Source organism: Halogranum rubrum, assembly GCF_900114455.1.
Taxonomy (GTDB): domain Archaea; phylum Halobacteriota; class Halobacteria; order Halobacteriales; family Haloferacaceae; genus Halogranum; species Halogranum rubrum.
Map to the genome: position 1 here is coordinate 85,189 of NZ_FOTC01000004.1, position 22,352 is coordinate 107,540.

Annotated in this window: 16 protein-coding genes; 10 read left to right on the forward strand and 6 right to left on the reverse strand. The window is 61.4% G+C overall.

The annotated features are described in order from the left end of the window. Window positions 1–82 precede the first annotated feature (82 nt). The 6 genes from BM083_RS16450 (at window position 83) to BM083_RS16475 (ending at window position 6,108) form a co-directional block, all read left to right on the forward strand. A complete protein-coding gene (locus BM083_RS16450; RefSeq protein ID WP_089870698.1) occupies window positions 83–1,168 on the forward strand; it encodes a mandelate racemase/muconate lactonizing enzyme family protein in 1,086 nt (361 codons plus the stop codon). 128 nt (window positions 1,169–1,296) lie between these two features. Then, on the forward strand, window positions 1,297–2,028 hold the full coding sequence (locus BM083_RS16455; protein ID WP_089870699.1) for an aspartate/glutamate racemase family protein: 732 nt from the start codon (window positions 1,297–1,299) through the stop codon (window positions 2,026–2,028). Window positions 2,029–2,166: 138 nt separating this feature from the next. Continuing rightward, window positions 2,167–3,123, forward strand: coding sequence for an ABC transporter permease (locus BM083_RS16460; RefSeq protein ID WP_009377289.1), 957 nt, complete (start codon window positions 2,167–2,169; stop codon window positions 3,121–3,123). A gap of 2 nt (window positions 3,124–3,125) precedes the next feature. Then, entirely contained in the window at window positions 3,126–4,010 is an 885-nt protein-coding gene (locus BM083_RS16465) for an ABC transporter permease (RefSeq protein WP_089870701.1), read from the forward strand. Beyond that, window positions 4,010–5,074: an ABC transporter ATP-binding protein gene (locus BM083_RS16470; protein WP_245756915.1), complete on the forward strand. Its 1,065-nt coding sequence runs from the start codon at window positions 4,010–4,012 to the stop codon at window positions 5,072–5,074. Before BM083_RS16465 ends, BM083_RS16470 begins: the two co-directional genes overlap by 1 nt. Next, entirely contained in the window at window positions 5,071–6,108 is a 1,038-nt protein-coding gene (locus BM083_RS16475; RefSeq protein ID WP_089870703.1) for an ABC transporter ATP-binding protein, read from the forward strand. Before BM083_RS16470 ends, BM083_RS16475 begins: the two co-directional genes overlap by 4 nt. A gap of 7 nt (window positions 6,109–6,115) precedes the next feature. On the opposite strand, the gene BM083_RS16480 is transcribed toward BM083_RS16475, so the two are convergent. From BM083_RS16480 to BM083_RS16490, 3 genes are all read right to left on the reverse strand, one after another. Continuing rightward, window positions 6,116–7,297, reverse strand: a complete 1,182-nt coding sequence (locus tag BM083_RS16480; protein WP_089870705.1) for an amidohydrolase family protein — start codon at window positions 7,295–7,297, stop codon at window positions 6,116–6,118. Window positions 7,298–7,425: 128 nt separating this feature from the next. Further along, complete coding sequence (locus BM083_RS16485) at window positions 7,426–8,172, reverse strand: aspartate/glutamate racemase family protein (protein WP_245756916.1); 747 nt, start codon at window positions 8,170–8,172, stop codon at window positions 7,426–7,428. Between the two features lie 190 nt (window positions 8,173–8,362). Then, complete coding sequence (locus BM083_RS16490; RefSeq protein ID WP_245756917.1) at window positions 8,363–10,015, reverse strand: ABC transporter substrate-binding protein; 1,653 nt, start codon at window positions 10,013–10,015, stop codon at window positions 8,363–8,365. A 234-nt stretch (window positions 10,016–10,249) separates the two neighbouring features. Here BM083_RS16490 and BM083_RS16495 point away from each other — a divergent pair, with 234 nt between their 5' ends. Continuing rightward, window positions 10,250–12,040, forward strand: a complete 1,791-nt coding sequence (locus tag BM083_RS16495; protein ID WP_089870710.1) for a M28 family metallopeptidase — start codon at window positions 10,250–10,252, stop codon at window positions 12,038–12,040. An 8-nt stretch (window positions 12,041–12,048) separates the two neighbouring features. Here BM083_RS16495 and BM083_RS16500 read toward each other — a convergent pair whose 3' ends face one another. The 3 genes from BM083_RS16500 to BM083_RS16515 all read right to left on the reverse strand — a co-directional run bounded on the left by BM083_RS16500 (window position 12,049) and on the right by BM083_RS16515 (window position 18,451). Next, window positions 12,049–13,224, reverse strand: coding sequence for a dipeptidase (locus tag BM083_RS16500; RefSeq protein WP_089870712.1), 1,176 nt, complete (start codon window positions 13,222–13,224; stop codon window positions 12,049–12,051). Between the two features lie 1,691 nt (window positions 13,225–14,915). Continuing rightward, window positions 14,916–15,827 (reverse strand): bile acid:sodium symporter family protein, encoded by a 912-nt coding sequence (locus tag BM083_RS16510; RefSeq protein WP_089870716.1) that lies wholly within the window; start codon window positions 15,825–15,827, stop codon window positions 14,916–14,918. 305 nt (window positions 15,828–16,132) lie between these two features. Continuing rightward, window positions 16,133–18,451 carry an arylsulfatase gene (locus tag BM083_RS16515; RefSeq protein ID WP_089870718.1) on the reverse strand — a complete coding sequence of 773 codons (2,319 nt, stop codon included), beginning with the start codon at window positions 18,449–18,451 and terminating at the stop codon, window positions 16,133–16,135. Between the two features lie 466 nt (window positions 18,452–18,917). Between BM083_RS16515 and BM083_RS16520 the strand changes: the two genes are divergently transcribed. The 3 genes from BM083_RS16520 to BM083_RS16530 all read left to right on the forward strand — a co-directional run bounded on the left by BM083_RS16520 (window position 18,918) and on the right by BM083_RS16530 (window position 22,340). Further along, window positions 18,918–20,192, forward strand: a complete 1,275-nt coding sequence (locus BM083_RS16520; protein WP_089870720.1) for an AI-2E family transporter — start codon at window positions 18,918–18,920, stop codon at window positions 20,190–20,192. A 229-nt stretch (window positions 20,193–20,421) separates the two neighbouring features. Then, window positions 20,422–20,892, forward strand: a complete 471-nt coding sequence (locus tag BM083_RS16525) for an LURP-one-related/scramblase family protein (RefSeq protein WP_089870722.1) — start codon at window positions 20,422–20,424, stop codon at window positions 20,890–20,892. A 68-nt stretch (window positions 20,893–20,960) separates the two neighbouring features. After that, on the forward strand, window positions 20,961–22,340 hold the full coding sequence (locus tag BM083_RS16530) for a TIGR00341 family protein (protein WP_089870725.1): 1,380 nt from the start codon (window positions 20,961–20,963) through the stop codon (window positions 22,338–22,340). Window positions 22,341–22,352 lie beyond the last annotated feature (12 nt).

Here is a 22,352-nt window from a genome sequence, read left to right on the forward strand (position 1 = left end):
TTTAGTCGCTGGCCGGTAGAGACGAGGTCATGAAACGGAGAGACCGACCGCGAGGAATCACTGGAACCGCAGAGAGGTCACGATGGAGATAACGGACGTCGACGTCGTCGGCCGCGATATTCCGCTCGCGGACGACTTCCCGGTGAGTTACGAGGACCACCTGACGACCGACCACGCGTTCGTCCGTCTTCACACCGACGACGGAGTCACGGGATACGGCGAGGGAACCGCACTGCCGTGGTTTACCGGCGAGACGACGCGTAGCATGGTCGCATTTCTCGACGACTGGCTCGTCCCGCGCATCGAGGGAGCGACCCTGGACGACGCCGCCCGGGAACTCGCCACCTTCGGGAGCGACTTTCCGCACAACGCTGGCGGGAAAGCCGCGGTCGAACTCGCGATTCTCGACCTACAGGGTAAGCGCGCCGGCGTTCCCCTGTGGGAGCTACTCGGTGTCAGGCATCGGGAGACAGTTCCCTGCGTGTATCCGGTTCCCGGCCTCTCACCGGAGCGCGCCCGCGAGGTGACCGAGACCGGCATAGAGGCAGGCTACCGTCGATTCAAGATCAAGGCGACCGGCGACGTCTCTGCCGACGTTGCGCGGATCGACGCAGTGCTCGATCAGCTCCCACCCGACGCGACTGCTCGCGTCGACGCAAACACCGGGTGGGAGTCGTATCCGAAGGCGAAAGCGGCAATCGGAGCCATCTCCGACCGCTCGAAGATAGAGTACTTCGAACAACCCGTCGCTCCTGACCGTCCGGAGGACCTCCTGAAGCTCTGGGAGGATACCGGTATCCCGGTCTACGCTGACGAACTCGTGCACACCCCCAGCGATGTCGAACTGATCGGGCGGAAGGGCCTCACACGTGGCTGTCACCTCAAACTCGCCAAGACGGGGTCGCTCCGCATCATGGCAGACATGGCGCGGACGGCCAACCGACACCGGCTGAACGCGACTGCTGTCAGTGCCTTCGGAACCTCTCTGGAGGCGAGCGCGATTCTTCACCTCGCCGCCGTCATTCCCGCCATCCCGTTGGCGTGTGAACTCGACCCCGCGTTGCTCGCCGAGGACCCGACGGACGAACCGCTCGTCGTCGGTCCGGAGACACCCGTCCCCGACGGGCCGGGAATCGGCGTCGAACTCGACGACGACCTGTTCGAGTGACGGTTCTCGGCACGAGACAGCCGGAGCATCTGTATTCACGTCTTTCGTGGTGGAGTCGCGAGGGTGGAACTGCGGCGGGGTTCGCGAGGTGGCGTAGTTATTTATAATCGAGTTCCCCTCTCGTATCTATGGCAGATATCGCGTACCTGCTCTCTAGTGTCGGACATCACGACGAAGAGATCGAACGACGGGAACGTGTCGCGAACGAACTGGTTCCGGACGGCGACACCGTCCAACTGGTCACACCGTCGGACGCACCGCTCTCGGTCGAGTCCACAGTCGAAGAACAGTGGGCGGCCACCGAACTCGTGCGGTCGGTCGAAGCGCACGAAGACGAGTTCGACGCGTTCTTCGTCGGCTGTTTCGGTGAGCCAGGGCTCTCTGCCGTCCGAGAGATGACTCGAAAGCCGGTGGTTGGGTCGGCGACGGCGACGTTCCACACGGCCGCACAGGTGGCCGACAGATTCAGCGTGCTGACGATTCTCGACTCGACCGAACCGATGGTCCACCGGCAGATCCACGAGGCCCATCTGGACGACCGCCTCGCATCCGTCAGGGTGGTGGAGGCACCGGTGTTAGACATCGATCACTCCTCGGACTCACTGGTCCAAGACATGATCACGACGGGTCGAGATGCCGTCACGGAGGACGGAGCCGAGGCGCTCATCCCCGGATGCATGAGCCTCTCGTTCATGCAGGTCCACGACGGCATCGCCGCAGAACTCGGTGTCCCGTTTCTCGATCCCGTTCGAATCGGGCTCGGAACGGCATCGATGTGGGCTCACTGGAACGTCACACAGAGTCCCGTCACGTACCCGACCCCAGACCGGTCGAAGCTCGGGGATCTCTTCTACAGCTAACCTGGGGCCGCTCGAGACGCTCGAACACCTGCCGGGCGACGGCCGAATGTCTGACAGGCGTATTTTTGCCCCCACTGCGTTGGTGTGGTAATCGATAGCATCACAATGCTTAAGCACGAATCCCTGTAGGGAGCTAACATGGAATGGTATGAATACGTCCTCAAGCGTCTCTTGCTGTTCGTCCCCACGCTCTTCGGCGTGTCAGTCTTCGTGTTCTATCTCGTCCATCTCGTACCTGGGAGTCCGGCGGTCGCGATGCTCGGTGTCCGGGCGACCGAGGAGCGAGTGCAGGAGATCGAGCGGGAACTGGGTCTACACGAGCCTCTCCCGGTCCAGTACGTCGATTGGTTCTCCGGCGTCCTCGTCGGCAACCTGGGACAGTCCTACTCGTTCAACGGACCTGTGGCGCCGATACTGGCCGACCGCTTCTTCGTGAGTCTCGAGCTAGTGCTGCTCACGCTGCTCGTGTCGCTCTCCGTGAGCATCCCGCTCGGCATCGTCGCCGCACTGAACAAGAACAGTGCTGTGGACTACTTCAGTATGGGAGTCGGAATCACGGGCGTGAGTGTGCCGACGTTCTTCTCCGGGGTCGTGTTCATCGCCATCTTTGCGGTCGGCCTGAGCTGGTTCCCGGTCAGCGGCTACGTTGCGCCGACGGAAGACCTCGTGGAGAATCTCCGGCACATGGTGCTGCCCACGCTCACGATGACGTTGGTGGCCGTCGCGGTGGCGATGCGGATGATGCGGTCGTCGATGATCGAGACGCTGGGAGAGGAGTACATCCGGTTCCTGAAGGCGAAGGGGCTCCGCTCTCGGTCGATCTTGTTCGGTCACGCGCTGAAGAACAGCTTCATCCCCGTGATTACGGTCATCGGCCTGCAGTTCGGCTACATGTTGTCGGGTGCAGTCGTCGTCGAACAGATCTTCGCGATTCCCGGACTCGGGCGGACAGTCCTTCAGGCGGTTCTACAGCGGGATTACCCGCTCGTGCAGGGGTCGGTACTCCTACTCGCACTGTGGTTCTCGGCAGTCAACCTCGGTACCGACCTGATAATCTCGTATCTCGATCCGCGCATCATGGAGGAGGAGGCCTAACAATGGCAACAGAAATCGAAACCCAACAGACGACCGGTCGCGACGAATCACAGCTCCGTCAGTTCGCCGAGAGCTTCCTCGAGAACAAACTCGCAGTGTTCGGACTGTTCCTCATCCTGTCGATCGGCGTGATCACGCTGTTTGCGCCACAGATTGCGCCGTACGAACCACGGACGCAGAACTACGACGCAATCCTGGAAGGCCCTTCAGCGGAGCACCTGTTTGGGACCGACAATCTGGGTCGCGATATCTTCTCTCGCGTGCTGTACGGCTACCAGACTGTGATGACGATTACCCTCGGTGGGGTGATGATGGCGTTCGTCTTAGGGACGTCAATCGGGCTGACGGCCGGATACCGCGGCGGCTGGACTGATCAGGCGATGATGCGCGCAGTGGACGTGTTGATGGCCTTCCCGTCGCTCATCCTCGCGCTGGCGTTGATCTCGGCTCTCGGTCCGTCGAAGTGGGGTGTCCTACTGGTACTCGGCGTCGCGTACACGCCGATCTTCGCCCGCGTCGCCAGAAGTGAAGCCGTCTCGCTCCGAGAAGAACAGTTCGTCAAGAGTCTGGAAGTGCGAGGGGCAAGCCAGTCTCGCATCGTCTTTCGGCATATCCTCCCCAACGCAGTCGGGCCGCTCATCGTCACCATCACACTGCAGTTCGCCTTCGGAATCCTGACGACGGCCACGCTGTCGTTCCTCGGCGTCGGCGTCCAGCCCCCGGACCCGTCGCTCGGGCGGATGCTCACTGAGGGGAAGGACTACCTCGCCACCGCGTGGTGGTACAGTATCTTCCCCGGTCTGGCGATCATGATTCCGGTGATCGGCTTCAATACGATCGGCGACGGACTGCGTGACACCTTCGACCCGAGGCAGGTGAACCGCTGATGACGAGCCCACGCCTCAGTGTGCGCGACCTCCAAGTGACGTACACGACGAAACACGACGAGGTCAACGCCGTGGATCGGGTGTCGTTCGACGTCCAGAACGACGAGATCTTCGGCATCGTTGGCGAGTCCGGGTGTGGTAAGAGCACGCTCGCGAGCACGATCCTCCGGTTGCTCGACGACAACGGTGAGATAACGGGCGGCGAGATCCGGTACGGCGATTGGGATCTCGCAGCCATGTCCGAGGGCGAACTCGCCAAGCAGATTCGAGGGAGGGAGATCAGCATGGTGTTCCAAGACCCCAACACCAGTCTGGACCCGGTGTACACGATCGGTCGTCAGTTGATAGAGACGATCCGTCAGCATCTCGATGTCTCGAAACAGGAGGCCCGGAAGCGAGCGATCCAGTCGCTCGCGGACGTCGGCATCCCCAGCCCCGAAGACCGACTCGACGATTATCCCCACCAGTTCTCGGGCGGAATGCGTCAACGTGTAGTCATCGCAATCGCGCTCTCGTGTGATCCGGGCCTGCTCATCGCCGACGAACCGACGACCGGACTCGACGTCTCCATCCAAGCGCAGATTCTCGATCTACTGGAGGACATCAACGCCAACCACGACACATCGATCATCCTGATCACGCACGACCTCGGTGTCGTAGCGGAGGTCTGTGATCGCGTGGGAGTGATGTACGCGGGCAATCTGGTGGAAGTCAGCCCGGTCGACGTCGTCTACGACGACCCGAAGCATCCGTACACAGAGGACTTGCTACGGTCCATCCCGGAGACCCACGAGATGAAATCGGAGCTCACGGTCATCAAGGGGACGCCCCCGGACCTCCGGGAGCCACCTTCGGGCTGCCGCTACCACCCTCGGTGTACGAAGGTGTGTAGCGACGCTTGTGAGACCGGTGACATCCCGCAGGAGTACCGAGAGGACGGCTCGGTCGTCCGGTGTTACCTGTACGATCCAGCCGAGAACCCCGAGTACGAGGGCTCCGCAAAGGTCGACGAGGGACAACGGGACGGCCAACTCGAGAGCCCCGAACGGGGGGATCAGCTGTGACCGACCCGATACTGGAGGTCGACGGACTCACGAAGCAGTTCGCCCTGAACAGCAGCGTGCTCTCACGCCTTCTGGGGAACACCCGGACGCTCACTGCCGTCCGCGACGTCTCCTTCGAGGTCGGGAGGGGTGAGACGCTCGCGCTCGTCGGCGAGAGTGGGGCGGGCAAGTCGACCGTCGGCAACATCGTCACCCGTATCCACCAGCCGACGTCGGGGGCGGTTCGCTACCGCGGCGACGACATCCACGAACTGTCCAACGAAGGTCTGAGAGAGTACCGACAGTCCGTCCAGATGGTGTTTCAGGATCCGTACTCCAGTCTCGACCCACGCTACCGAATCGGTGCGACGATCGCCGAACCGCTGAAGATCCACACGGATCTCTCGAAAGCGGACCGTCGCGAGCGCGTCGCCGAGCTGTTGGAGACGGTCAATCTGGATCCGGACTTCGCAGACCGGTACCCACACGAACTGAGCGGCGGCCAGCTACAGCGTGTCTCGATCGCGACTGCGCTGTCGGTCGACCCGGAGTTCCTCATTCTCGACGAACCCGTCTCCGCGCTGGACGTGTCCGTCCAGGCCCGGATCCTGAACCTGCTCATGCAGCTCCAGCGCGAGCGGAACCTGTCGTACCTGTTCATCTCTCACGACCTCGGCGTGGTCAAACATCTCAGCGACCGGGTCGCGGTGATGTATCTCGGAGAGATCGTCGAACAGGGTGAAACCGCCTCCTTGTTCGAGAGGCCAGCCCACCCATACACCGAAGGACTGCTGGCCTCCGTCCCCCAGGCGAATCCACACGTCCGCCGCCGCGGACAGCGACTGACGGGAGAGATTCCGTCGCCGATCAACCCACCGAGCGGCTGTCCGTTCCACCCGCGCTGTGAGTATGCTACCGAGGAGTGTGAGAGCGACCACCCGCCGCTGGAATCGGTCTTCGAAGGGCGTGAGGCTGCCTGCCACCACTGGGAGGAAGTAAGCGCGTTCGAGCACGTCGGCGAGATGTCGGCAGAAGAACGTCGGGAAGCTAACTGACAGGTGGTCAGGCCACCCGGACGCCGTCTTTGAACACTCCGGCCGGATTCTCGAGAGCGCTGATGTCTGCTGTCGGGTCGTCGTCGAGCAACACGAGGTCTCCTCGCTTGCCAGGGGTGACGCTGCCGACCTCGTCCTCTCGATCTATCGCGCGCGCTGCGTCGAGCGTAGCGGCGTTCAACGCCCGCTCCGTCGTCGCGCCGAGCTCGACGATTTTACCAGCCTCGTAGTACATGTACCCGTGCATACTGTCGGTCCCGATGGCGATGTTCACGTCGGTCTCGAGGATCTGCTGCCAGGCATCGGCACTCTTCACTCTCGACTCTCTGAGCTTCGCCATGATCGCCGGGTTGTCGGCGTCTCCTGTCTCGATTCCGCGGGGGTGAGAGCCAATCGCGAAGTTGCCCACGACGTACTGGTCCGACCCCTCCAGCATGTCGATCTCCTCGTCGCCGAAGAGGTTCGCGTGTTCGATCGTGTCGACTCCCTCCTCGATGGCCATCCGTGCCCCAGCACCACCGTGGGCGTGGGTTGCGACGTGTTTTTCGTGCCGGTGCGTCTCGTCGACAATCATCTGTATCTCCTCACGCGAGTACTGAGACTGTCCCGGTGACCCCGTATCCGAGGAGATACCGCCTGTAGCGAAGAACTTGGTGTGCGTCGCCCCCTCTCGCATGTTCTCCCGGATGCGACGTCGGATCTCCTCGACACCGTCGGTCGCGCTGTGGACCATCCCGTGCCCGTCGGTCGGCGTGAGGTGGATTCCGCTCGGTAGGAGCCGTGGGCTCTCGATTTCGCCCGACTGTTCGGCCTCGGCCAGCCTGACGTCGAGGTAGCCTTCCTCGGCCATCAGTCGCATCGTCGTCGTTCCCGCTTCGAGATCGGTTCGGAGGTTGTTCACGGCCTTGACCGTCGCCGTGGTTCGGTGGGCACCGAGTTGTCCGATCTGGTCGCCCTCCCACGGTCGGATCGTGGCGTGAGAGTGGGCATCGACGAGTCCGGGAATCGCCACACCGTCGTGGTCGGCGACGAGGGGAACATCGTTCGGGACGTCGTCTCGAAGCTCACTCACGCGGCCCCCCTCGAACACGACCACGGTCTTGTCGTAGTCGCGGCTCTCGGGGTTGTAGATGCCCTTCGTTCGTACTGCTCGCAGTTCAGCGCTCGTCTCAGTGTCTAGGTCGTTCATGTCGATAGTGGGTGGTCCGTCGGGTAGTCGAGTTCGCACGCAGACGGTCCGGACGGACCTGACGTCGGACGCCTGCCGTGATGCTGTGATAGTCTGCTGTGCCGTGGCCGCCGGAGAGCCGTTTCCCGTCAGTCGTCCGCTGTGAGGGGTCCCGATCCCAGCAACCCGTCGAGCTTACTCCGGTCGGCACTGGGGTACGTCTCTCGACTGTGTGTCATCCCGTGTCGAGCCCACGTGCTCGCGGTTTCGAGACTGACGGTCACCGGATCGATAAACGGCACGCCCACGGCATCGGCGATTTCGTCGTGAACCTGCATAAAGGAGAGACTCATACAGCCCGGGACGAGTGCTTCCGCACCGTCGTCTGCCACCGCGTCCCGACCTGCATCGATCATGTCCTGAACGATAGCATCCGACCCGTGGTCGATATCGAGTACCGGCGCCTCCACGACCGGGACGCTCGCCAGTCGGTCGCCCAGCCCGTACTCGTGTACGAGCCGTCGTGTGAACGGTTTCGTCGACTCGAGGATGGTGAGACAGGAGAAGCGGTCGGCGAGTTGCACAGCCGTGTGAAACGACGCCGCGGCCGGTCCGACGATAGGCGTGTCTGTCAGTTCACGGGCCGCAGCCAACCCTGGGTCACCGAAACAGCCGACGACGAATGCGTCGACGTCGGCTTCGTGCTCGGCGACACTTTTCATCACGCCGACGGTGCTCCACTCCTCTTCGACCGTACTCTCGATCGAGAGTGGCCCCTCTCCTGCCTCGATGACTCGGACGTCGTCCGTCACGAGGTCGTTGGCGATCGCTTCTCGGCGGTCGAGCTCTTCGTCGTCGAGGCCGACACCTGGCACAAGGTATGCTATCGAAGGCATATGTGTGATAAACCCACACACCGGTATAAATCCATGCATAGCGGGTTCAGCGAGGGCAAATCGACAGCACGACAGACGCCGACCCGGTGGTACGAGACAAGATCGTAACTCCACCGCTTGACGAGGCGCGATAGAGACCGGTTGCGTCGAAACGACGACAAAAAAGCAGAGAGTGGTCGGCGAGCGGCTACTACATGTTCTGGTCGAGCCAGACCTGCTCGAACCACCACTCCTGGTCGAGAAGCGGGTGGTAGTTCTTGACGCGCGGATGCATCGCCTGGACGGCGTGGTCCCAGTACGGGTAGTACTTTCCGGCGTCATCGATGTACTGCTGCATGATCTGTCCGTACAACTCCTCACGCTGGGCTCTGTCGGTCGTCTGGCGTGCCTGTGGAACCAGTTGCTGAATCTCGTCGTTGACGTAGCCGCCGTAGTTGAAGAACGCCCCGTCGACCAGGTTCACGCTGAACATCTGATCGGGATCGAACATCCCGTTGAATCCGGAGACGGTGAAGCCAAAGTTGTTGTTGCTCTGTTCTTCGAAGACGACGCTCCCGTCGGCGATTTGAATGTTGAAGTTCATCCCCAGGTTCTGGTTGAGCATCTCCTGTAAGAGCTCCTGCATCGTGATTCGGATGTTGTCGCCCCGGGTGACGAAGTTGGTGAACTCGACGGTGTGATCGACCTCGGCTTCAGCGAGGAGTTCTTCGGCCCGTTCTAAATCTTGGCCCTGGTATGGGTCTTCGACGTCGAGGTCCCACCCCGCCTGTGGCGGAATCGGGAAGTTGTCGGCCCGACTCGCGACCCCATGAAACGCCACCTCGAGAACGGTATCCCAGTCCATCGCGTGGAGAACAGCCTTCCGGACGTTCGGATCACTGAACGGCGGCGCGGTCGTGTTGAACTGCATGATGCCCATGAACGCCCCCTGGCCGCTGTCCTGTGTGACCAGCGTGTCGTGGTTACGGATGCGTTCGACTTCCCGGCGGGGCACGAGGTCGATCCAATCCAGTTGGTCTTGTTCCAACGTGGTGAGTTTCGTGTTGACGTCGGGGTAGATGGTGAACTCGATGCGGTCCAGATACGGGAGTTGGGTGCCCTCCTCGTCTTCCTTCCAGTAGTCGTCGAACTTGTTCACGTAGACGTGGTCGCCGTCGACCCACTCCTCGAACACGAACGGGCCGGATCCGACGGGATCTGTCGACATGTCGCCTTCCTTGTCGGCTTTCTCGTTGATGATGCCGACGATGAACCCCAGCGTCGACTCCAGCGAGGCGAACGGCTGCTCACCAGTATCGAACTCGACAGTGTGTTCGTCTCGGGCAGACACCGTAACGTCCTGAGCAAAGAGCAGAGAGGCGGTATACTGCGGCTGATCGTACAGCGTGTCGAATGTGTAGGCCACGTCGTTGGCGGTTACCGGTTCGCCGTTGTGGAACACGGCATCCTCGTTGAGAGAGACCACGAGTGTCGTGTCGTCTTCCCACTCCCACTCGGTCGCCAAGTCACCCACTAACACGAGTTCGTCGCCGTCACGCCGCCACCGCATCAGCTTCGAGTAGATGTTGTAGAAGACCTGGAACGACTGGAGTCCGGTCACGGACCGTCCGTCCATCGTCTCGATACCGACTTTCATCCCCGCGTTCAACGTGCCGCCGGTCTGCGCCTGTGACGAGGACTGTGTCGTTGTCGATGCGGTGTCTCCATCGCCGCCACCACCACCGTCGCCGCCATCTTCACCACCATTCTCTCCCCCGAGACATCCCGCCAGTCCTATCGCCGCCGCCGCGGGACCAAGCGTCTTGATTACGTCCCGGCGAGACATCTCTGAGAGGTTTACCATTGTCTTCTCCATCGGCTTCTCGGGCATGACTACTGCGATGGGGGTAACGGGGAGATATAAATCCTGTGGTGAAATACCATACCAAGGTCAGTTATTCTCGGCAAATCACCGGCAGAATACGACAAAATGCTGGAGCACTACCACTTAGCGGGTAGATAGTCTCCAATCGAGCGGACCGGTCTGTCGGCTGCCGCTTACACAACGTCTTTATACTCTATTCGGGTCCACTACGGCATGAGCCACCGAATTGCCAACGAGTCCGCACTGTCGGATCTGGAGCGGCGTGTCGTCGAGGACATCGACGACGAAGAGCCGTGGGCGCTCTTGGAGCGGTTCGCCGACCTCGAACGCATCTCCGGAAGCGACGACGAGGTCGCTGCTGCCGAGTACATTACCGACCGTCTGGACGCGTTCGGCGTCGAGTACGAGCGATACGACCCCGAACTGTACCTCAGCCAACCCCACGATGCGTCGGTCAGCGGCGTCGATCGCGATTTCGAGGGGAGTTTCGTCAAGACCGTCTCGTTCGCGGCCGACGCGACGGTTACAGGGTCGGTAGAGTACGTCGGCTCGGCTGGTCCGAGCTTCCTCGACGATCCGGACCCCGACGAAATACAGTCGGAACCGTACGCCGACGTCGGTGACCTCACTGGGAACGTCGCCTTGACCGCGGCTGGCAGCCTGTCGATTCGGGCAACTCGAACGCTCGAAGACAAAGGTGCAGAAGCAGTCATCGCGATCCACCAGCACGAACGAGAGCCGCACAACGGCATCGCGACGCCGATCTGGGGTGGCATCCCGGAACTCGACGAGCAGGACCTCATTCCGGACATCCCGATAGTTCACGTCACTAAGCCCGACGGTGCCCAGTTGCGCGAGTGGGCAGAGTCGGACGACGGAGTGACGGTCGAAGTCTCGACGAACCTGACGACCGGCTGGTTCGAGTGTCCACTCGTCGTCGCCGAGATCGCCCCGTCAGACGTTGATACAGACGAGTTCGTCCTGCTCCACGGTCATTACGACTCGTGGCACGTAGGGATCACCGACAACGCGACGGGGGATGCGGGTCTCCTCGAACTGGCGCGGGTGCTCGACAGTCACGCCGACGAGTTCCAGCGGAGTATCCGGATCGCCTGGTGGCCCGGACACTCCACGGGCCGGTATGCGGGTTCGACGTGGTATGCCGACGCGTTCGGTCTCGATTTGGCACGCAACTGTGTGGCTCACGTGAATATGGACAGTCCCGGAGCGAAGGACGCGACGGAGTATACGGACATGTCCTGCTGGACGCCGGAGGCGCACGGCCTCGTGACGGATGCCATCGACGACGTGACTGGCGCCCCCTCACAGGAGCGGTTCCCGTTCCGAGCAGGCGACTACTCGTTCGACAATCTCGGTATCACCGGCTTCTTCATGCTGTCTTCGAACATTCCCGAAGCAGTCCGCAAAGAGCGAGGCTACCACACGGTCGGCGGATGCGGCGGCAACTCCGACGCGTGGCATCTTACGACGGACAGCCTCGACAAGGCCGGTCGCGAGGAACTCGTCCGCGACATCCGCGTGTACGCCGTGAGTCTCCTACGAGTCCTCACGGCCGACGTCCTCCCGTTCGATCACGGACGCAACGCTGCGAAGATTCACTCGGCAGTGCAGCGGTACGACGACGCTGCGGGTGAGCACTTCGACTTCTCGCCGACACTCGAGACGCTCACTCGGCTTACGACAGAAATCGAGGCGTTCGAGACCGCCGTGTCGTCCGGTCAGGTCGCCCCCACCGTCGCCAACCGAACCATCACGGAGCTCTCGCGGGTCCTCACCCGGTTGAACCTCGTCCAAGAAGGCCAGTTCGAACAAGATCCTGCAGTATCCAGACAGCCCGTACCGCGCTACGCGCCGGCCGAGCAGTTCGACACCGGCACACTCGATGCAGACGAGCGTCGCTTCCTGACACGCCAGTTGCAGCGCGAACAGAACAGCGTCGTCTACGAGATCGAACAGGCGCTCGAAAAGATTCCGACCGTCTGAATCGGTACCTACCAGACTTCGTCGAGTACGCGGATGACGTTGCCACCGAGCACCTTTCGAATGTCCTCGTCGGAGTACCCCTCTCGCACCAGCCACCGGGGGATGTTGTTCCAGGCCTCCGTGGGATTCTCGAGTCCCTTCACGTAGGGGTTCTGCATCGTGCTCTCCGGTAGTTTGACACCGTGGAACTCTCCCAGTACCTCGAGTAACGAGGTGTGGTCGCCGTAGAGCACGTCCGGCCCGAACGCGACGTGGTCGATTCCCACCAGGTCAACTACGTACTCGAAGTGCTCCATGTAGGTCTCGATGTCTGGTAGGTGGGTCGAACAGAGGATTCCGATGACGCCGCCGGTGTCGGCGATGGCACGTAGCTCTTCGTCCGAGGAGCCACGCTGGCCCATTCCGCCGGTCTGAGCGAGCGCGTGGGTGTCGAAGATCGGTCGCTCGGTGACCTCACACACGTCGAGGGTCGTTTGCGGGCTGGAGTGGCTGGTCGAGACAGCCATCCCGACCGCGTTCATCCGCTGGACGGCGTCGACCCCGAAGGCGGTGAGTCCGCCATCACGCTCGTAGATATCACCCTGTCCCGTCCCGAGTGAGTTCGACGCGTTGTACGTGATTCCCATGCAGCGGACACCCATTCCGTAGAGGAGTTCGATCCGATCGAGTTCGTTTTCGATCATCGCCGCCGACTCCAGTGCGGGAACGATAGCGATCTTCCCCTCTTCGTGTGCACGGAAGATGTCGTCGACGTCGCTACACCGCATCGCGTAGTCCGAATGGGCGATATCGCACGCCCGCATCGAAACGTCGTGGACGATGTCGTCCCACTTCCACCCGTGCTTCGAGTGGATACCCGAAAGTCCGTCGAGATGCATGTCGAACGCCGCATCGAGCGGCGTCTGTGCGAGGAATTCGTAGGCGGTGTGGACTCTCCCTTCGCGGACGTAGTCCCAGAGGTTCTCGTGGACGTCCTCGGGGAAATAGAACGGGTGGTCGTGGAGAGAGACTACGACCTCGTCTGCGACGAGTGACTCCATTCGTGCCTGCTCGTCTTCCGAGAGCGGTATTTCGTGTGCGTCGTATCCGGAGAACATCTCCGCCAGTTCGAAACTGGCGTAATCCTCGTCTTCTTCGAGGTAGTCGTACGACTGGTAACCGTCATACTGCTTGTCCGAACCCATGCGCTAACAAGGAGCACCCGCTGTAATATACTTTGACGTCGGCTCTGTGTTCCTTCTGAGTGAGAGACCATCTCAGGAGTTCGCGATTACAAATCGTCTCGCACAGGACGAGTGGCAGTGGCCACTCGTGAACTATCTCGACGAGATTACTGTCGAGGAACTTCGGTGGACGATTGACGAACTCGAAGAGGATGAGCCAACACAACGGTGTACCACAGCGATTACGCACAAACGATGTCACAGAGACCGAACTTGTCGAGTGGTACAGTGTCCAGAGGCGAACGTGTTACAGTCAGCTCAATCGACTCGAAGGGAGAACTGTTCGAGCAGGCTGTGCAGGATGGTCATCGCTCCGAAGTGCCGTGCGAAATATAGGTCATAATTAACTAGATACATTCAAACACTGACTAACTGAGACGAGAGTCGACGCGCTAGCGTGGGCGCCGGTACTTCTCGACGATTCTTCTCGGTGAGAAACCGTCGACATCAAGTCCTCACGCGCCAGTTATCGTCGGTTGGTGAAAACATGGATTAGTTCGCGTAAAGCCCCCTCGAACAACTGTCGAAGCAGAGTCGGAAGACTGAGGCGAGTTCCACGGCGAACTCGCAAACTGAGAGTGAACATAGGTAGTTCGTATCGACTAGAACAAGAGAAACGTACGATTCGGGCCGTTTACTGGGTGTTTTCTACACTCCAGGCACCCATCGGTCGAACGTTCTAGCCAACGTGACGAGTACTGGGCCTGACCGTCTCTTGTCACGGTTTGAAGGTGTGCGACCGCCGGTCACGCGAATCCGTCATTCTCACGCGACGCATAAGTCCAATTAAATGCGATTCCCACACTCGACGGGACACAATCGTCAGCGTCAGAGATAACCCAACAGCTACGGGGATGTTTCCAGAGTATAGCGTGCTATGGATAATTAGGGTTTATCTGTCGAGAGATGTGTCGAATTCGCTCGATGGATGAGTGAGCTACGGACTCCTTCGATGTAATCGAGAGTAGCCTGCCACTGTGTCCACGCTGTGGGCTCAGTGAATGAGGTGAACGGTGGCGTCCGTTACCCGTTCGACTCGGTTATTATCGAGTCGATAGGTGTTCTGTTCGCGTGGGTCTGCCCATCCGAGTTTATCTAGTAGAGTGTCTCTGAACTCGGAGTCTGGGTTGACGTACGCGCCTCCCGGTATGACTTTGACAATCCGACCGACGTCGTTTCCGCGAGCACTTATCACACGCTTCCCCTCGTCAGCCTCAGTGAGCACGGCTTTCTCCGTCATCGCATCGAACGATGGTTCGGAGAGAGATGAGCGTGTTCCTTGTAGGACACCGTCTGAACGAGTCTGTTTGGCGTCACGTGAGATATCTCCGGTCTCCAACTGAAGACGTGTCAGCAAACGATTCGCCAACCGACGCTCTCCGATGCCTAGTACGAGGTCATCGAGAAACCCTCGACATAGGTTACTTCACTTCCGAACACCGCGTCGCCGGTGAGTGTCCCCAGTCGTTGGTGGGCGTGGCAACGAAGAAGAGTTGATAGTCACGTATGAAGACGACTGGAAGCGAATCTTTTCCTTCGAGTCAGCGGGAGGCCAAGGCGGACCCACCCGACGAATATCGACAGGGTGGCAAACCGCTGGCGAGACGACCCCGACAGTCCCTTTTGACAGGTCCTCGCCCGAGACGAACCGGTCAATCTTCGGTGGGCGCCGGAGAGAGCGATGCCGTCTCCTCTTCTCCGGTCCCTTCTCCGGCCCCTAGTCGGCTGACGCTTCGCTTCCCGAACTCGCCGCCGGCGACCAACAGTACCACCAACATCAGTAGCGCCCCAACCAACAGCGTGACCACCACGTCGGGGTCCGCGAAGTTCCCCGCGCCGACGACGAGCGCCGCGGAGATGTTTCGTTGGGCGGTCCCGAGTCCGACGACGGACTTGGTCTCTCCGGTCGGGCCACCCAAGAGATACCCCACGACGAGTGAGAGAACGACGAGCGACAGCAGCGCGACTATCAGTCCCGTCCCGACGACGCCAACGATGTTCCAGAAGTTCAGTACCAGCATGAGCACGACCAGAAGTACCAACGCCGTGTTCGACGTCTGTGCCATCTTCGGCTGGACCGTCGCCGCCACGTCGGCGTACCGCGCCCTGACGGCCAGCCCTACCGCCAGCGGCAGGAGCATCAGCACGACGAGAGAGCCAGCGATGTCGAGCGGGTTCACTTGCACACCCGGAAGTAACAGCGGCAATACCAGTGGAACGTACGCCACCGTCACCACCATCAGCAAGACCATCAGTCCGACGCCGAAGGCCACGTCGCCCTTCGCGGTCTGTACCAACACCGGGAGAAATGGTGCGCCGGCCGCAGTCGCGAGCAGTACGAGACCAACTGACTGAGGCTCCGAAAGAGGGACGACGAAGAGAATCACGAACGCAATCACCGGGACCACGACGAAGTTCGCGAGGAGCGCAGTTGCGACCCGCCTCGCATCCCGGAGCGGACCGAGTATCTGGCTCACAGTCAGGTTCAACCCCATCGCGAGCATACTCGTCACGACGAACACGAGCACTGCCAGCGTGGCCACCGATTCGAGAACGACTGCCATCGTTCGCTACGCTCCTCGGAGTCCGTCAGTAGAGTGGTCAGTCGGGCGGTCTGTCGTCTCCTCTCGGTCGTCAGATGTCATGGGTTGGTCCTCCCCTCCGCTGCAGGAGTCGATACAGGAACTACGGCGTCGAGTCGTATAAACACGACTTCGACTTGGTCTGAAATCACCGCCCCGAGCGTCGACGTGCTCGCTCCTTCACCGCAGTCGAGTCAGCCTCCGACGATAAACTTCAGTTCCGTGCCGATTCACGGTCGTCGATAGGTGTTCGACTCGCTTCGGTCAGGGACAGTGGTTCCCGCTCGTCACTCTCGTGCCATGAGGATGTCCATCTCGGCTTCCTCGTGGACGAACGGTTCGCCGCTGACGTCGACGGTCACCCGAGAGATGTCGCCGGTGAACGCGAACGGCGTCTGCTCACGGTACTCGGCAGCGACCGCGTTCAGGGCATCACGGCCACAGCTCAGTCCGGCCGTGAGACCGGTCGTGATGGGCAACGTCACCGGAATCTCGCCCTCGCCGACCTGCTCGTCACCGTGGTAGAGCCGGACGACACCGGGGGCCCCCTTGCCCTCACCCGGGGTTGCCTCTCCGGTGGTCTCGAACTCCATCCGAAGCTGCACTGCTCCCTCGGGGATTGGCTCGTCGGCGACGACTTGGTACTCCTCGGCGCCGACGTAGTTGTGGACGTACCGAAGTCGGTCGCCCATCACGTACAGCGAGTAGCCGCCAGAGCGCGACCCGTGTGCGAGGAGGACGCCTTCGGCCCCGCCGTCGGGGACGGTCACGTCGGCGGTGATACTGTGGTCGCGGTTGAGTACCTTGACCGCCGCGTTCTCCGGGATGTACTGACCACCCGGGTAATAGACGTATCTGTCGCGGGGTTTGCCGGGCTGTGGCCGTGGCTCGGCGAGCCGCTGGGTGGCGCGACCATCGAGCGGTAGGACGTCGTGCTTGCCCGCCTCCGTCCACCACAGTTGGGCGAGTTCGAGCACCTTCTCGGGATGCTCGCTCGCTACGTCGTGGGCCTCAGAGAAGTCTTCGGCGACGTGGTACAGCTCCCAGCCGGAGTCGTCCAGCGTGGTCGCTGAGAGGTCCGCGGCCGTGATGGGCTTGCCGAGCGGCCAAGGGTGAACCGCTCGCCAGCCGTCGTTGTAGATGCCACGGGTGGCGAGCATCTCGAAGTACTGTGTAGTGTGCTGTTCGGGGGCGTCAGGTTCGTCGAACGTGTACGCGAAACTCGTCCCCTCGATGGGAGACTGGGCGACGCCCTTCACGTCGTCGGGAGTGTCGATACCGATGACTTCGAGCACCGTCGGGACGAGGTCGATCGCGTGGACGAACTGTGTTCGAATCTCGCCGCGGGCGTCGATGCCGTCCGGCCACGAGACCACCATCGGGTCACTCGCGCCGCCGCGGTACGTCTCGCGTTTCCAGCGGCGGAACGGGGTGTTGCCGGCCCACGTCCACCCCCACGGGTAGTGATTGAAGTACTTCGGACCGCCGAGTTCGTCCATCGCCGCGAGGTTGTCTTCGAGGTCCTCCGGGACGTTGTTGAAGAAGCGGTTCTCGTCGACCGACCCGGTCGGACCACCCTCGGCACTCGCACCGTTGTCCGAGACGAGCATCACGAGCGTGTTGTCGAGTTCGCCGAGTTCTTCGAGGTAGTCGAGAATCTTCCCGATCTGCGCGTCGGTGTGTTCGAGGAAGCCCGCGAACACTTCCATCATCCGGGCGTAGAGTTTCTTCTCGTCGTCGGACAGCGAGGCCCACTCCGCTACGTCCTCGTTGTGTGGAGAGAGCTCCGTGTTCTCGGGGACGATACCGAGTTCTTTCTGTCGTTCGAGTATCCGCTCGCGCGCTTCGTCCCAGCCCATGTCGAACTTCCCGCTGTACTTGTCGGCCCACTCTTTCGGGACTTGGTGGGGCGCGTGACACGCGCCGGGACAGAAGTACGTGAAGAACGGCTTGTCCGGGTCGACCTGCTTTGCATCCCCGATGAACTCGATGGCACGCTGGGCAAGATCTTCGGTCAAGTGGTACCCTTCCTCGGCGGTCGCCGGGGGCTCGACTTGATGGTTGTCGTAGATGAGCGACGGTGTGTACTGGTCGGTGTCGCCGCCGAGGAAACCGTAGTACCGTTCGAAGCCTCGGCCCAACGGCCACTGGTCGTACGGTCCCGCGGCGCTGTTGGACTCGGCGGCGGAGAGATGCCACTTCCCCAGAGCGAGGGTAGTGTACCCTCGTTCGACGAGCGTTTCCGAGAGGAAGCCGTTCTCGTGGGGGATGTGACCGTTGTATCCGGGGAACCCCGTCGAAATCTCCGTGATGCCGGCCATCCCGTTGGAGTGGTGGTTCCGACCGGTCATCAGACAGCTTCGCGTCGGCGAGCAGAGCGCAGTCGTGTGGAAGTTGCGATACTGTAGACCGTTCTCGGCGATTCGGTCGATGTTCGGGGTGTCGATTAGGCCGCCGTAGCAGCCTAACTGGCCGAAGCCGACGTCGTCGAGGGTAATCAGCAGGACGTTCGGGGCGTTCTCGGGGGGCCTGATCTGTTCTGGCCACCACGGTTCTGATTCGTCGTACGTGCGGCCGATTCGGCCGTGGAATTCCTTTGTTGTCATCTGTTGGCTAGTTGCTCGTCGGTTGTGGGGTCGACGTGACCTGACGGTTCTCGGATAGAAGGAGGCTCTTCTGCCGGATGCGAGTACGTCGCAGTTCATCGTCGAACGGGGGCCGGAATCGCCTTCGTGGTGTCGGGTTCCAGTGCAATTCGGCAGGCCATTCGACCTGAATCACGACACTGGACCGCTTCTCTCCGATACGTATCAAACCACTGTATCGGATATAGCACTAGCCATTGGTGAGTGGAGCTGAACGTCCGAATTTCGGGACGATACTGGGCCTCTCGACGGTTTCGGCGGACACGAAGTCGACCGGAAGCCCGGGACAAAGAGACGAAACGATGCCGTCACAGCCCGAGGGAGCTAGGCGTGACTCTCCGACGACGAGGCGAGCGAAAGACTATCTTTCGACGCGGCTCTATATCGTAGTACGACTGGCCGAGAGCGAGTCGGCGGAACAACTGCCATGGCCGAAGAACCCACCGAGACATCGCCGGTAGCGGACCCGACAGAGAACCCCACCGTCCAGCATACCACGACGACACTGGAGTGGGTCCCGCTGGACCGTAAGCGGGCCGCGCTCTGGGGTGTCACTGTGGTGTTTTTCCTCGTGCTTCTCTACGTCGGGTGGCGATACGTCGGGACTGCAGTCATGGGTATCTTCGTGTACTACGTCGCACGCCCCGTGTTCCGACGCATCCACACCCGAATCGCGAGCCGGACGCTCGCCGTCGGAGTGACCCTGTTGGTGGTCGCTCTCCCACTGCTCGTCATCGTCGGCTGGGCGTTCGCTATCCTGGCCAACGCGCTGGGCGACCTCCTCGGGTCGGATGCGTTCGTGGAGGTCGAAACGTTCCTTCAGCCGTACATCGGTCTCTTCTCGGAGGTCGAGGCGTTCGTCGACGACGTGCTCGCAGACCCCACTCGACTGGCTGACCTCGAGTTCGGACCGCTTCTCAACGACCTGCTGAACTCGTTAGTCGTCTGGGTGGGTGCCGCGTTCAACGTCGGTATCCACGGATTCATCGTGCTCATCGTCGTCTTCTACCTCCTCAGGGACGACTACCGCCTCGCCCGCTGGGCGCGCAGCACGTTCGTCGAGGAGGGTGGAGTACTGGAGTCGTACTTCACGACCGTCGACCGCGACCTTCACAACGTCTACTTCGGGAACATCCTGAACGCACTCATGACCGGTCTGCTCGCAGCGGTAGTGTACACCGTCCTCAACCTGTTCGCACCGCCGGTCAGTCGAATTCCCGAGGCAGCCTTCCTCGGGATGCTCGTCGGCGTAGCGAGTCTCGTCCCGGTCGTCGGCATCAAGCTCGTCACGTGGCCAGTCGGAGCGTATCTCTTGGGCCGCGCGCTCTGGCTGGCTCCCGAAGCGGTGTGGTTCCCCGTCGTGTTCCTCGTCGTCTCGTTCGTCATCGTGGACTACATCCCGGACCAACTGCTCCGGCCGTACGTCAGCGGTCGAACGCTCCACGTCGGAGCGGTGATGCTCGCGTACACCCTCGGACCGCTGCTGTTCGGGTGGTACGGCATCTTCCTCGCGCCGCTCCTGTTCGTAGTCATCTTCGAGTTCGGTCGCATCGTGTTCCCGTGGCTGCTCGACCCGGACCGATCCGACGCGACACTCGCAGACCGCACGACAGACCCGGTGGAACCGGAGATGGAGGCGAGTGAGCAACAGTCGGTCGACACCGACGACTGGAGCCCGAACGAACGCCTCGAACCCCGCTAAACGTCCGTGTGTCCGCTGGTCGGCACACCTCGCCAGTCGGTGCGTAACCGCACGGCGTACTATGGTCGTAGACCGGTCCGCCGAGGAGACCGTTCCAGCACTAGTGATACGAGTAGATATCCCGAGAGAGTATATTGTACTCATGGCTCCAAGAGCGGACCGGCGAAAGCACCGTCGCGGCCCCCTCGGACGACGAACCGACGAGGCAGGGAAGCCTGAGCGATACCAGATGACACAGAAGCTCGTCTCTATCGGCGACGATTACTTCGTCGAGAACGCGGCCGGCGAGCGAGCGTTCCGAATCGACGGGAAGGCACTCAGAGTCCGTGAGACGCTCCTGATGGAGGACTTACAGACCGGCGACGAGTACCGACTCCAAGAGAAACTGCTCCGCGTCAAGGACTCGATGACGGTAACGAAAGACGGGCAGAGAGCCGCAGTGGTCAAGAAAGCTATCGTCAGTCCCATCCGTGACCGATTCACCGTCTCTATCTCGGGCACGGGGGATCTGAAAATCAAGGGAAACGTGCTCGACCACGAGTACCGTCTGATGCGGGACGGTGACCGGGTTGCCGAGGTGTCGAAGAAGTGGTTCCGGGTCCGAGACTCCTACGGCATCGAAGTGGAACCCGGGATGGACGCCGGCCTCGTCGTCGCCTGCACCGTCGCACTCGATATGATGGCCCACCAGGGTCGCTGAACGATAGACTCCGGTCGTAGTGGCTAACCTGTCATCCTGTTCATATTCTTGTGCGTTGTACACATGGTATGCGCTTAGTGCAAGTGTTGATTCCGGAAGGGACGCGCGCGAGCGTCGTGGCCACACTCGACGAGCAGGGTATCGATTACGCGATTTTCGACGAAGTCGGCCGCGGTGATTTCGAGGCGATGGTACAGTTTCCCGTCCCGCCGAGCGGCGTCGAGTCGGTGCTGGAAGAGCTAACGGCGGCAGGGATCCGAGAAGAGGCTTACACTATCGTCCTGCCGACCGAGACTGTCGTCTCGGAACGACTCGCCGCACTGAACGAACGCTTCCCTGGGCTGCGAATCTCGCGTGACGAACTGTACGCGCGAGCCCAAGACCTCGCACCGGCGAACTCCACCTTCTTCGCGTTCCTCCTGTTGAGTACCGTCATCGCGGCCACCGGTCTCTTGCTCGACTCGGCGGCGACCATCATCGGAGCGATGGTGGTCGCTCCGCTCATGGGACCGGCCATCTCTGCGAGCGTCGGGACGATTCTCGACGACCGCGATATGGCCGCCCGAGGGGTACGGCTCCAAGTCGTCGGCCTACTCGCCGCAATCGCGACTGCGGCGGTTCTGGGTTGGTTACTACAGCAGACGTTTCTCATCCCGCCCGGTCTCGATATTCGAACCATCTCACAGGTCGCAGAGCGAACCAGTCCAAACTTCCTGTCGCTGTTCCTCGCGCTCGGTTCGGGCATCGCGGGGGCCATCAGCATCATGCGCGGGTCCGGGTCGACACTCGTCGGAGTGGCCATCGCCGTAGCCCTCGTTCCGCCGGCGGCAACCTCTGGACTCGGCCTCGCGTTCGGTCTGCCGGGTGTCGCACTCGCCGGCGCCGTACTCGTCGTCGTCAACCTGCTCGCGATCAACCTCTCGGCGCTCATCCTCTTCTACGTGGCTGGGTTCAAGCCGCTCGACGCCGGGAAGTACGAAGGCGTCAGGTCGTCGCTCGTCTCCCGCGTCACCACCATCGCAGTCGGCATCGCGGTCCTCTGTATCGTCCTCGGAGCGGTCACCGTCTCGACGTACCAGACACAGTCCTACGAACGGCAGACACAGGTAATTCTCGAACAGGAGTTCGAGCAGGCGAACGTCGAAGGCGTCGTGCTGGTGAGTGTCACTGTCGACTACACGCCCGTCGACTTACTGATCGATGAAGACCCGGTCGTCGACGTACTGGTCGGTATTCCACGCGACCTTCAGGCCCCGCCGGACCTCGCGCAACGATTCGACGATACGCTGACCGAACAGCTCGGTCGAGACGTCGTCGTTCGCGTCGGGTTCGTCGAGGCGCAGGTGTCGGACGGGGAGACGCCGACCAGCCCGCTCGCGTCCAGTCCGCGAATTACATCGGGAGGAAGTATCGCCCTCGCTTCGAGTGCTCCCGCTCTGAGTAGCTAACCCTTTCTGGGT

Bases quoted from the DNA above. Each gene is read 5' to 3' on its own strand.
- BM083_RS16515 (WP_089870718.1), bottom strand. From the start codon at position 18,451: ATGACAACAAAGGAATTCCACGGCCGAATCGGCCGCACGTACGACGAA.
- BM083_RS16450 (WP_089870698.1), top strand. From the start codon at position 83: ATGGAGATAACGGACGTCGACGTCGTCGGCCGCGATATTCCGCTCGCG.
- BM083_RS16480 (WP_089870705.1), bottom strand. From the start codon at position 7,297: ATGAACGACCTAGACACTGAGACGAGCGCTGAACTGCGAGCAGTACGA.
- BM083_RS16490 (WP_245756917.1), bottom strand. From the start codon at position 10,015: ATGGTAAACCTCTCAGAGATGTCTCGCCGGGACGTAATCAAGACGCTT.
- BM083_RS16500 (WP_089870712.1), bottom strand. From the start codon at position 13,224: ATGGGTTCGGACAAGCAGTATGACGGTTACCAGTCGTACGACTACCTC.
- BM083_RS16465 (WP_089870701.1), top strand. From the start codon at position 3,126: ATGGCAACAGAAATCGAAACCCAACAGACGACCGGTCGCGACGAATCA.
- BM083_RS16470 (WP_245756915.1), top strand. From the start codon at position 4,010: ATGACGAGCCCACGCCTCAGTGTGCGCGACCTCCAAGTGACGTACACG.
- BM083_RS16530 (WP_089870725.1), top strand. From the start codon at position 20,961: ATGCGCTTAGTGCAAGTGTTGATTCCGGAAGGGACGCGCGCGAGCGTC.
- BM083_RS16455 (WP_089870699.1), top strand. From the start codon at position 1,297: ATGGCAGATATCGCGTACCTGCTCTCTAGTGTCGGACATCACGACGAA.
- BM083_RS16510 (WP_089870716.1), bottom strand. From the start codon at position 15,827: ATGGCAGTCGTTCTCGAATCGGTGGCCACGCTGGCAGTGCTCGTGTTC.
- BM083_RS16495 (WP_089870710.1), top strand. From the start codon at position 10,250: ATGAGCCACCGAATTGCCAACGAGTCCGCACTGTCGGATCTGGAGCGG.
- BM083_RS16525 (WP_089870722.1), top strand. From the start codon at position 20,422: ATGACACAGAAGCTCGTCTCTATCGGCGACGATTACTTCGTCGAGAAC.
- BM083_RS16460 (WP_009377289.1), top strand. From the start codon at position 2,167: ATGGAATGGTATGAATACGTCCTCAAGCGTCTCTTGCTGTTCGTCCCC.
- BM083_RS16520 (WP_089870720.1), top strand. From the start codon at position 18,918: ATGGCCGAAGAACCCACCGAGACATCGCCGGTAGCGGACCCGACAGAG.
- BM083_RS16485 (WP_245756916.1), bottom strand. From the start codon at position 8,172: ATGCCTTCGATAGCATACCTTGTGCCAGGTGTCGGCCTCGACGACGAA.